Genomic DNA, 10,753 nt, shown 5'->3' with positions numbered 1-10,753 from the left:
GCGGCGTCGGTGCGCGCGAAAAGGGGGGTTCGCTGACCGGTCGCAATCCGGTCGATCGCGGCAAGAAGGGCAGCAAACTCCATGTGCTCTCCGATAAGCCCGAGGGCTTCCGTTGGTCGTCGGCGTCTCGGGCGCGAACACCCACGACAGTCAGGCGTTGAAGCCGCTGGTGCGAGGGATCCCGGCGATACGCTCCCGCCGCGGACCACGACGCCGACGTCCCGGCAGACTCCGCGCCGACAAGGCATACCACTCCGCCGACGCCCTCGCCCGGCTGCGCGGACGTCGAGTGGTCCCCCGCATCGCCAGGCCCGGCGTCGACACCTCCGAACGACTGGGTCGACACCGCTGGAAAATCGAACGAACCCTGTCCTGGCTCTTCGGCTACCGCCGACTCACCGTCCGATACGAACGAAACGGCGACCACTTCACCGCCTTCCTCGGACTGGCAGCGGCCTTGACCTGCTACAAGAAACTCGCACAACTCTCCATATGAGACACGCTCTTAAAGTGCTGTGACCGGGCACCGGTTGCCGGCCACAGCATTAGCCGAAAGCCTAGCCCGGCGCCGGCCCCTGGTTCAGCGTCGTACGGACAACTGTTGCCGCATGACTCCTTCCGGACCGAATGCCTGCCGAGACAGGCAATCGCCTGTCAGTATGGAGAAGACCTGAGATCCTGGACGGCATTGCTGTGGCACTGCCGGAACAGGTCTGAGCGGGAAGGCCTTTGATCGTGCTCGCTGGGCGGTGAGGCCCTTGGCCGCCGGCAAGGGGGAAGTGACGATCCATGGAAGAACTGCCGATTCTCTTGGCGACGTCCCTCAGCACCGTGGTGCCGCTGGTCTGGCGCATGGTCAGGACTGCCCTCCAGTTGCGGCGCTTGAACAAGGTCGCTGTCGACACCACCGGTACGAAGGTCACCATCAGCGGGGGGCGGGATCACAACGTCGTGCTCGACGTGACCAACGCCGCAGACGCCAAGGAGATCGAGGGCTACCTCGATCGTTACGACAGGTGAGGGTGTGCCGACTCCGCAGCAACGCAACGGCATCACCCGTTCCGGGCCGCCGGTCCCCATCGCGTTTCAGGCGGACAAACTCATTCCATCGCTGGGCGGCGCGGGTGCGGGAATGGCCATGGCCGCCCTGCTCACTGCCAGTGCGGCCGAGAAGGTGTGGGGCAAGATCTTCCTCGTCGCGTGCCCGCTGATCGCGGTGGTCCTGTCGGCCTGCTTCGAGTGGGCGCTCATCTCGATGGAGCGGATGAGCACCGCCAAGAAAGCGCGCATTCGGCACCAACTCGTCCTGGGCATGCTCAGCCAGACCAACCTGACACCCGAGCGAAAAGAAGAGCTGGACCAAGAGCTGATCGAGATACAAAACGAAGCCCTCCGCTGGAGCTTCGTCCTGAATTAGTGCTGTGACCGGAAACGTTCACCAGGTTGCCGGTGGTCGTGATGCTCCCCGTGCCGGTTGGATGTCATGGACATCAAACCGGCAACAGGGGGGTCGGTAGCAGAGCCGGTCAAGGTCCGCAGGCTGACCGAGGACGAGGTCCGCAGGCTTCAGCGGGCATCGTTCATTCCCGTCGGGCGGGGGCCCACCCGAGGAAGTCGAAGTACCATGCGCGCTGCTTCTCCATGGTGGTGACCTGTGAGGTGGGCGCGGGCGCGAAGATGTCGACGACCGCAGGCTCTTCATCACCGTTTCCCGACGCCAGTACGTAGGCTTCCCGGCCGTTTCCGAACTGGAGCAGCATGCCGGACGCGTGCACATTCGGACGTGCACCCTGGCAGCACAGGAGCCGATCCTCACCTTGCAGGCGGGTGCGGACCACGTCGAGGCAGTTCCGATAGTCGCTGTCCTCGATCTCCGTCGGCACCCCCGCGTCGATCAGCAGGATTCGTGCACGGTCCCGCTGCCCGATGCGGATCCTGACGTCCCGGATCTCTCCGTGGCCGCTCAGCGTGGAGAGCACCACATCGTCGGCCCACACGGGAGTCGTCATGCTGGGGGCTTCGTGAGGTTCGGGCACCGAACGTGGGGTCATGCACTGCATTCTGACTCAAGACACCCAGCCCGCAGCCTCCCCCGGGCACAGAAGGCCGCCGTCTCCCAGCTCCTCCGGGGCGATACCTGGGCACGTTCACCCGTACGACATTGAGCACTTACCTCAGTACGCCGACAACAGGCCGCGAGTGTCGCGGTGGGCCATCAGGGTCGGCACCGTCCCCACCGGACTGCGGTGCGCGGGTTGGCGGCACGGCAAGGTGAACCCGCCGTCGGGCTGCCGGCCCCACCCGGGCGGGACCGGCAGGCCCCGGCCCTCAAGGGCTTGGGCGTCACCGTCTTCGCGGCGGTCGTCAAGGTGAACCGACCGCGTCGCAACCGGAGTCCCGCACAGAGTCGAACGAGGACGGCGTCGCCGCCGCGAAGCAGGCCCAGCCCTCGGTGGAGAACGGCACCGCGCGAGGTGGCGTATCGCGAACGGCTCCTCTTCGCGGGCGGCTTCGAAGCGGGCCGCCGTCGACGCTCGGTCATCCGCTTCGCACCGACGCTCGCGGTTTCGGAGGCCGAACGACGTTGCGCGCGCCCGTGTTCGTTCTCGCGAACCAACGCGCACCGACACCGCGCAGCCGTTCCCGACGACGGGTGTTCGTTCACGGACCGCTCTACCAGGCATTCCTTGCAAACCCGCGCCTCCTGCGCCGTGAGACGACATGCTTGAGGCAACTGCCCCTCCACCGGGCCGCGGCCGCCCGTGCCCGGCATCTCCCGGTAACGCATGGGGCGGGGTGAACCGTGGGGGGAAGTCGATGGGCGCTACGGCGTATGGACGTCTTCTCGTTGTCGCGGGACGCCTCGCACGGCGCCGGCTGTCTCCGAGCCGGAATAACCCGACGACCCCCGGCATCAGGCGGATTGCGGGTCTCATCGGCGCCTTTCTGGAACGCAACCCGGTCCTGCCGAACGCGCTGCGCCGTGACCTCGTGGAACTCGACGGGCTTCTCGGCGGACTGCGCGTCGCCGATGCCGACGACTCGGGGAATGCGGGGCTCTCCTACGCGCTTTCGATGCTGATCCGCATCACCGAACATCCCCGCGACGCGAATCCGCACCCCGATAGGAACCTGGCGGTCCTGTACGAGTTGTTGGGTTTCGAGTACGTGCGCTTCGCCGACTGGGCAACCGCGGCGGAGTGCTTCGCCGGGGCTTCTGCGTACTGGCCCACCCCGCGTCACAAGCGCCGGACCTTCTGCCAGGCGATCGTCCTCATGATGAAGGCCGGAAACCGGAAAGGCGCCCTTGAGAACCTGGAGTACGTGGAGGGGGCGAGCCACAGGGCGTCCGCCGCCTTCCATCGCGTGGCCTCCCGGGTGCTCGACGAGGCGCCCGGCATCGGCACCCACGAAGTCGCCGGCGTCGAGCACGTCCGCAAACTGGGGATCGTCCCCCACACGTACCTGATCTCGTGCCTCGCGAAGCGCCTCGCCGACGACGACCAGCCGGAGCGGGCGCTGGCCCTCGTGTCGGCGGCGCTCACGAGGCTGGTCAAAGAGCGGGCCGACTACTGGCTGATCGGGGAATTGGAGCAACGCGCCGCGGCGATCCGGGTGGCCACAGGCCGGTACGACGAGGAGGGGCTCAGTCTCGCTCTCGCCGCGTGGGCGAAGCTGGACACTCCGCGATACCGTGCCTGCTCGCACACGCAACGGGTCACTCTCTGGATCAATTTCGGCCCGTCGAGGCACGCGGCGCTCGCATCGGCGACCGCCCTGGGCGATGGTCGGGCCGTTGCCGAACTGATCGAGTCGTGCCGCCTTCAGTCCATGATCGGAGCCATTGTCGATGTCGACACCGAGGAGGAGAGCAAGAAGCACACGGACAGCGGATTCAGCCCCTCGGCGGAGCCGACAGGGGCGGTGGAGGTTGTTCCGCCACTGGTCTCCAAGGCGATCTTCACCGCGCTCAATGACGGCTTCAGCGCCACGCGTCTGCTTTTCCCGTCACCTGTGTCCTTTCAGGGCGTGGCGCTTCTCATGCCGCACTACGACAACGTGCCGCCGGCCGGGCGGGCACGCACACTCGTGCCCCAGTCGCTAGACGAGGCATTGCCCGCGGGTCTGTTCTGGTCCTCGCACATCGAGAACGGCTTCCTTTTCTGGTTCGCCGCCTGTGACGCGAAGCCGATCGGGTACGGCAGTGAGGACCTCCGGAAGCGGGATCGCGTCAAACCGGTGCTGCTGGGCCTGGCCGGGCAGGCCCGGTCGTCGGAACCGAAGACCTGGAGTCTGTTCCCCTACCGGCGCGGACCCGGCGACTACTACGAGCCGTTCATGCACCTTGAAAGCTGGGGGTCGGCCGAGGAACAGATCATGACCCGCACGGTGGGCGATCTGCTGCCGCCGCCGTTGGTCGAGGAACTGGGTACGGCGACGCAAACCGATCCGGTATCGCTGACGATTGCGGCGGCACGCGAACTCGCCTGTGTGCCCTGGCCGATCGCGATGATCCCGGGGACCGAGGACCGACTCGTGGAACGGGCCGTCCTGCGAATGTGGACTTCCGCCCCGACCCAGCTCGTACGGTCGGCGAGGAGGAAGCGGACGGTGCGACCGGCAGCCGCGACCACACCGTTCCTGCTCGCGTGCGACGACCCGGACGGGACGCTGCGCAAGCGGACTTCGGAGTCGGTGGTGCAGAGCGCGGCCACACTGTTGGGGACGACGGGGTCCCTCGTACCGGCCACCAAGGAAGCATTGCTCCGGGCGCTTCACCGGATCGGCCCCTCGACCCCGGGATTGTTCTTCTACCGCGGGCACGCGGTGCACGACTCCGACCCGGCCTGGTCGGCCCTTCCGCTGGCCGAGGACGACTTCCTGAACTCGGGGGAACTGTTCGGCAGGTTCGACGATGGCACCCCGTTCCTGCCGATGCCGGAACGCGTGGTCCTGTCGTGCTGCTCCAGTTCGACCGCTTCGTCTCTCGGGGGTGAGGCCATTGGGCTCGCCGCCGGGGCCATCCAGTCGGGCGCCGACCAGGTGATCGCCACGTCCGTCGACATCTTCGACGCGCCGTTCACCGAGGTGTTCGAGGACCTGATCGCCGAGGGGATGTTGGCCCCGCCGCAAGGCGATCACGCGCATCTACTGAGGAGGATTCAGTTGCGGATGCTCGGCGAATGGAAGGTCTACTCCGTGCGAGGGACGTCCCGAGTTGATGACGAGATCCGTGATCCGCACCCCGTGATCTGGGCCAACTTCCAGGCGTACTGACGCTACCCGCGCCCATCCGTCTGCGCCGCGGCAGCCGACCCGGACGGGGCTGAACCATCGATGAACCAGTGAAGGGGGCAACTCTTGATTGCCGTAGTCATGCCGTCCGAACTCGCGGACATTCTCGTACGTGAAAAGCTGGCGATCCGCTCGGGCACTCGGGGTTCCGTCACCGAGATCGCCCTGCTCGGAAGCACCATCGCCACGAGCGTCGTTGGTCTTGCCCAGGGGCCCGAAACGTTCCGCAGACTCGCGGAGATCATTCGGCATACCTTCGGCAAGGGCACCGGCATCACGGTCCGGATCACGGCGAAGGGCCAGAAGGTCGATATCGAGATTCCCGCCGACGCTGGCACTGACGTTGCGACCGTGGCCCGACGGATCCAGGACGCCCTGACCGAGGAGGACGACGACGAGTAGGACCCCGGGTCCTCGATGCGTCGGCAGTATGCGACCCCGGGATCCGGTCCGGGGCTGAGCGCCGATGGGCGGTGTCACCGCCCGAGCGAAAGCCCCATTCGGCGCGCGGGCGTTCAGGAGTGGGTGCTATCAGACCTAGATCGTTCTCGGCGCCAACGGCTGTACCACTACTGCAAGTGCCGCCTACTGCATCGGATGCGATTACGCGACTGTCTGCGAATCGCAGCATGGGAAGACCGAGTTTTCGTTACCCGAGACGGCAGTTGGATCCACGGAACGGCGGGTGAAGCTACCGGTTCGCAGGCTCTGAGCGCCAGTCGGTGTCACTCGTGAGGCTGGTTGATCTGCGATTTCGTCCGGGAGTCGCATCCGATGCGGTTTTCTCGCGTTGGGTGCGAGTGACGGAGGGTGGTCGATTCGTGGGATTCGATGGTTCAGCGCCGGGTGCGGCCAGGCTGCATCTGGTGGACGGGGTGCCGCTGTTGCGGCCCGAGGAACAGGTCTTCGCGGCGATGTTGGCGGGGTTCGCGAACCAGCAGCTCGCGCGGAACCTGGCTCGCTCCACGATCGAGGGGCGCGAGAACGCGGTGAAGGCGTTCAGCGCGTACGTGAACGCGTTTCCGTGGCAGTGGTCGCCGGCGATGATCGACGAGTGGCTCGGCGACCTGCGTTCCCTGCGGGATCTGAAGCACACCACCATCCGCGCCTACTCCGAGGCCGTGCGCTCCTTCAAGGCGAAGAAGGGCTCACCCCCCAAGCGCCGCAGCGTGCTGACCGTCTGGGACTGGACCCCCGAAATCCTGGACGAGTGGTTCACCGAGATCCGCCCGCTGTTCGCCGTCGACAACAACCCGGCGGCCTGGCCGTCGGAACGCGGACTCCGAGTCGGATGCCAACGGCTGAACTCACGGTTCGTCACCTACCGCGAAACCCTCGGCCTCGACTCCGGACTCGACTTCCATTCATTCCGAAGGTCCTACGTCACCCATCTCATCGAGGCTGGCCGCGACCCGAGATTCGTCCAGGAACAAGTCGGCCACGAGCACGCGAGCACGACGTCGATCTACACCTGCGTGTCCTCCGATTTCCGCACCCGCACCCTTCGACGCGCGCTCGACGCGGCCGTCGCCGCCGCGCTGGAGGGTCCCGCGGCAAGGAGCAAGGCATGACGAAACGCAAGGTCGGCTACATCTGGCGGTTGCGCGACATCATGGCCGCACAGCGTGTGTTCACGGCCACCGAACTCGTTCCACTCCTGCGTGACCGGGGCATCGAACTGTCCGCCTCCCAGGTCCACCGACTCGTATCGGGCACCCCCGAACGCCTGTCGTTGCAGGTCATGGCCGCGCTCTGCGACATCCTCGGCTGCACTCCCGCCGACCTGGTCACCGCCACCGCAGAGAACGCGGGCGTCCGCAAGACTGCCGGCGGTGATCTGCCCGCACCCGCGGGAGTGGCCAAGCTGCGGCCCCGCGCCGCCCGGATCCTGCCCGACGCATGACTCGGTCCTACGCCACCGACGAACAATACGAGCGCTGGTTCATGACCGACTGCTGCCGCTGCGGGCGCCGCAGACACAAAGCCGGCAGTTGGCCGGACGGCCACGTCTGTCGAACATGCTCGGTCCGCGCGGCGCGAACGCGCGGAACCTGCTCCGGGTGCGGACTGGAGCGGGCCCTGCCGGGGATCCGGGCCGGCGACGGCGCCGCGATCTGCCCCGCCTGCGCGGGATTCTCGGTGTCGTTCGCCTGTTCTCGCTGCGGCTTCGAAGGAAATCTGCTGGGCGGCCGGCTCTGCGAACGATGCACGCTCACCGACCGGCTCGCCCTCCTCCTGGACGACGGATCCGGACGCGTTCGACCGCAACTGCTGCCGCTGTTGGGCCTGTTGGTGCGCATGGAGCGGCCCGAGAGCGGACTGGCCTGGCTGGCCATGCGCCCGAACCACCCGGGCAACGCGCAAGACCTGCTTCGGCGGCTGGGCAACGGCGAGATCGCCTTGACCCACGAAGCGTTCCACACGTTGCAACCGTGGCGCACGGCGGCCCACTTCGAGGAACTTCTCATGACCTGCGGGGTGCTCCCGCCCGCCGACAGGCAGATCTGTTCCTTCGAACGGTGGCTGCCCGGCCACATGGCCACCCTGCGCGACCCCGAGCACGTCAAGACGATCCATCGCTTCGCGGTCTGGGAGGTCCTGGCCGGGCTCCGCAGTCGGGCGGAACAAGTCCCGATCACCACCAGTGGGCGCCAGTTCGCCGGCGAGCAGATCAAGTACGCGGGACTCTTCCTGGGATGGCTCGCCGCGCGAGACCGGACACTCGCCGACTGCCGGCAGGCCGACATCGACGCATGGCATGCCGAACAGGGCACACACGCCCGCAACCGCCTGCGCGGATTCCTGCGGTGGTCCGTGACAACGCGACTCACCAGAGGTTGGGACCTTCCCGTTCAACGGGTGACCAGGGCCGCACCGCTCACAGAGGGCCGCCGGCTGGAACTTCTCGGCAGGATGCTCTCGGACCGGAATCCGCCGCTTCGGACCCGCATCGCCGCGATCATCGTTCTCCTCTACGCGCAACCACTGACCCGCGTCGTTCGACTCACCGTCGACGATGTCGTCCGGGACGGTGATCAGGTGCTCCTGCGACTGGGCGAACCGCCTTCGCCCGTCCCGGAACCGGTCGCCGGCCTTCTCCTGGACCACACGGCCGCTCGCGGCAACATGAATACCGCGACCAATCAGGAATCCCGCTGACTGTTCCCCGGACGGCGCGCGGGACAACCGGCCAACCCAAAACACCTGTCGGCGCTGCTGAACAAGATCGGCATCCCGACAGCCGCGGCACGCGGTGCCGCAGTCCGGCGACACCTCCTGGAAATGCCCGCCCCGATCGTCGCCGACGCGCTCGGCTATCACCACACCAGCACCACGAGACTGGCCGCCGAAGCCGGAACACCCTGGAGCCGATATGCCCCCGGCGATCACTCAAAGCCACCACCGAGCCTGCCACGCCCGAGAACTCGCGACAGTTGATTACGCGACTTCGCCAGTCTGCGTGTCCTCGGATTTCCGCACCCGCACCCTTCGACGCGCGCTCGACGCGGCCGTCGCCGCCGCGCTCGGCCTGTGAGTGTGTGGTGTGGTGTCAGCGGGGTGGGTGTCAGCGGTGCGGGTTTCGGTTTCTCCTTGTCGAGCTGGGCTTTGTCCGGCTGAGTGCGGGGGTCTTGGCTGTCACGGAGTGACCAAACTGCTGTCGTGGCCTGCCCAACAGCGGTACCACATGCGTGGTCTGGCTGTCGTGGGGATGCACATTCCTGTGTCGGCCGGCTCGGTGCCGGGGTGTGCCGCGATCGAAGGGGCGCTCGTCGATCGGAGCCCGCCCTACCGTGTGCCCCTGCTCCGGACACGCGCTGGGGGTTCGGGCCGGACGTCGTGGGAAGAGACGGTGATGGGCGAGCCGGTGCCGAGCACGTGGGTGGGCGGACGGCCCACCATGACGGCAACCCGCCCGCAGGGGCGGTTCACCCGGCCCCGCCGGACGTGGGACCACCCGGGGCGGGTGGGGCCCGGTATCGACGAGGAACGTCACAGCCCCGGGGAGGTCCCTCCGACTGCGGCCGGTGTGGCCGGCAGGCTGGCCGGGTGAAGCAATCGGCCATACCCGTACCGCAGATCCGCTGGCAGGTTTTGCCGAAGGATCTCAATCGACAACCGTCGCTGTACGCCGCCGATGGGCGCGTCTACGGCACCCTGTCCGGCACGACCTTCGCCCGTGACGCCGCCACCGGACGGGTGGTATGGGAGAAGGAGTTCCACGGAACCCTGGAGGCGATCGGCGAACACATCGGCTATCAGAGCGATCTGCGTCGCGCCCGCGCGATCGACCTGCGCGACGGGGCCGAGCTGTGGTCCCGCGCCCTCCGGGACAGGCTCCGTCCGCTGTACGAACTCGGCAACCCGATCCGCCTGCCCCGCCGCTCCGGAAGCCGGTACATAAGTACGCTGCACGAGACGACCGACGGCACCTTGATCGTGCTGTGCCAAGGGGCGGTGTTCGCGTTGGACGGCACGACCGGCCGGTTGCTGTGGGGGCGGCGCAACGGACACTCGATCACCGGCTCCGGCCTCCCGGACAGAGCCGGTCCGGTGGTCTTTGCCCGCTACCATCCGACACGTATGTTCGCGCTGGATGTCGCCACCGGGGCCATGGTGTGGACGAAGTCGTACCAGCCGATCGGGTTACGCGGCGAACGCCTGCTCGTCACCTCCTCCTATGGGAACGCGCTCCGGGTCGTCGACGGCGCCACCGGCGAACACACCCGATATGTCTTCGCCGCGGACCCGTTCGACTACGTCGGCGCGTACGACGACATCCGGATCGCCGGGACACGCGAGCACGTCCTCGTCGCCTCGTCCGCCTCCCGCGGTGCGCTGTGGTCGACGCCGATCGGCCTGCCGCAGGCCCACGGCAGAGCGCAGACCCACATCACCGACGGCGTCGTCCACGCCTGGAACGACCGGGGAGACGTCCGTGCGTTCGACGCGGGGAATGGCGCACTCCTGTGGTCCGCCGAATCCCCGTGGGCATCGCTGCCCATCCTGTCCCACCGCCGGGTCAACCTCATCGTCGACGAAAGCGTGTGCGTCCTGACCACCGACGGCGGGTACGTCGCCGCGCTCGCCCGCACCGACGGCTGCCCACTGTGGGCCTGGGCGGACCCGCACGCCTCGCCGGACGCCGGCCCGCCCGACGTCACCGTCGACCGCGCCGGCGTGTACGTGGCCACCAAACGCAGCCTGCTCGCCTTCGACACCCCACCGCACAGCCACCACACACCGCCCACCACTCCCCGCCCCCGCCGCGTCGTGGGCATGGAACCACCACTGCGGCGCACCCACCGCCTGACGACCGACCCCCGCCTCCGCGATCGCGGCGGGAACGGGACTGTAAAACTAACGGCTCTGTTCCGTAGTCGGTGGTGACGCTGCGTCCTCATTGTGGGAGGAGGATGCGGTGGCGGAGGAGGTCGAATCCGGCGCGTCCGTGCATCTG

General features: G+C 67.6%; 9 protein-coding genes and 1 pseudogene. 9 read left to right on the top strand and 1 reads right to left on the bottom strand.

The genetic code is table 11. The features are described from left to right. The 3 genes and pseudogenes from ABZS54_RS39830 to ABZS54_RS39820 all read left to right on the top strand — a co-directional run. Window positions 1-496, top strand: a pseudogene (locus tag ABZS54_RS39830) (IS5 family transposase); the annotation flags it as partial. Window positions 497-789: 293 nt separating this feature from the next. Next, a complete protein-coding gene (locus ABZS54_RS39825; protein ID WP_355547323.1) occupies window positions 790-1,020 on the top strand; it encodes a hypothetical protein in 231 nt (76 codons plus the stop codon). A 4-nt stretch (window positions 1,021-1,024) separates the two neighbouring features. Beyond that, window positions 1,025-1,417 carry a hypothetical protein gene (locus ABZS54_RS39820; RefSeq protein ID WP_355547320.1) on the top strand — a complete coding sequence of 131 codons (393 nt, stop codon included), beginning with the start codon at window positions 1,025-1,027 and terminating at the stop codon, window positions 1,415-1,417. A gap of 163 nt (window positions 1,418-1,580) precedes the next feature. Here ABZS54_RS39820 and ABZS54_RS39815 read toward each other — a convergent pair whose 3' ends face one another. Further along, window positions 1,581-2,009 (bottom strand): hypothetical protein, encoded by a 429-nt coding sequence (locus ABZS54_RS39815; protein WP_355547317.1) that lies wholly within the window; start codon window positions 2,007-2,009, stop codon window positions 1,581-1,583. Window positions 2,010-2,991: 982 nt separating this feature from the next. Between ABZS54_RS39815 and ABZS54_RS39810 the strand changes: the two genes are divergently transcribed. The 6 genes from ABZS54_RS39810 to ABZS54_RS39785 all read left to right on the top strand — a co-directional run bounded on the left by ABZS54_RS39810 (window position 2,992) and on the right by ABZS54_RS39785 (window position 10,683). Next, window positions 2,992-5,277, top strand: coding sequence for a CHAT domain-containing protein (locus tag ABZS54_RS39810; RefSeq protein WP_355547314.1), 2,286 nt, complete (start codon window positions 2,992-2,994; stop codon window positions 5,275-5,277). 84 nt (window positions 5,278-5,361) lie between these two features. Beyond that, window positions 5,362-5,697: a hypothetical protein gene (locus tag ABZS54_RS39805; protein ID WP_355547311.1), complete on the top strand. Its 336-nt coding sequence runs from the start codon at window positions 5,362-5,364 to the stop codon at window positions 5,695-5,697. Between the two features lie 419 nt (window positions 5,698-6,116). Beyond that, window positions 6,117-6,866 (top strand): site-specific integrase, encoded by a 750-nt coding sequence (locus ABZS54_RS39800; RefSeq protein ID WP_355547308.1) that lies wholly within the window; start codon window positions 6,117-6,119, stop codon window positions 6,864-6,866. Then, window positions 6,863-7,198 (top strand): helix-turn-helix transcriptional regulator, encoded by a 336-nt coding sequence (locus ABZS54_RS39795; RefSeq protein ID WP_355547306.1) that lies wholly within the window; start codon window positions 6,863-6,865, stop codon window positions 7,196-7,198. The genes ABZS54_RS39800 and ABZS54_RS39795 overlap by 4 nt, the downstream gene beginning before the upstream one ends. Continuing rightward, the gene (locus tag ABZS54_RS39790) at window positions 7,195-8,454 is read left to right on the top strand and encodes a hypothetical protein (protein ID WP_355547304.1); all 1,260 of its coding nucleotides are present in this window, start codon (window positions 7,195-7,197) and stop codon (window positions 8,452-8,454) included. The genes ABZS54_RS39795 and ABZS54_RS39790 overlap by 4 nt, the downstream gene beginning before the upstream one ends. An 888-nt stretch (window positions 8,455-9,342) precedes the next feature. Beyond that, window positions 9,343-10,683 carry a PQQ-binding-like beta-propeller repeat protein gene (locus ABZS54_RS39785; protein ID WP_355547302.1) on the top strand — a complete coding sequence of 447 codons (1,341 nt, stop codon included), beginning with the start codon at window positions 9,343-9,345 and terminating at the stop codon, window positions 10,681-10,683. The last annotated feature ends 70 nt before the right edge of the window (window positions 10,684-10,753 follow it).

It is taken from the genome of Embleya sp. NPDC005575, from assembly GCF_040605455.1.
Classification (GTDB): domain Bacteria; phylum Actinomycetota; class Actinomycetes; order Streptomycetales; family Streptomycetaceae; genus Embleya.
Note: the sequence above shows the minus strand (reverse complement) of the source record. Positions and strands in the feature narration are given on the sequence as shown.

What these genes read in the sequence shown, in the direction of transcription:
- ABZS54_RS39825 (WP_355547323.1), top strand. Translation starts at nt 790, where the DNA reads ATGGAAGAACTGCCGATTCTCTTGGCGACGTCCCTCAGCACCGTGGTG.
- ABZS54_RS39815 (WP_355547317.1), bottom strand. Translation starts at nt 2,009, where the DNA reads ATGACGACTCCCGTGTGGGCCGACGATGTGGTGCTCTCCACGCTGAGC.
- ABZS54_RS39795 (WP_355547306.1), top strand. Translation starts at nt 6,863, where the DNA reads ATGACGAAACGCAAGGTCGGCTACATCTGGCGGTTGCGCGACATCATG.
- ABZS54_RS39790 (WP_355547304.1), top strand. Translation starts at nt 7,195, where the DNA reads ATGACTCGGTCCTACGCCACCGACGAACAATACGAGCGCTGGTTCATG.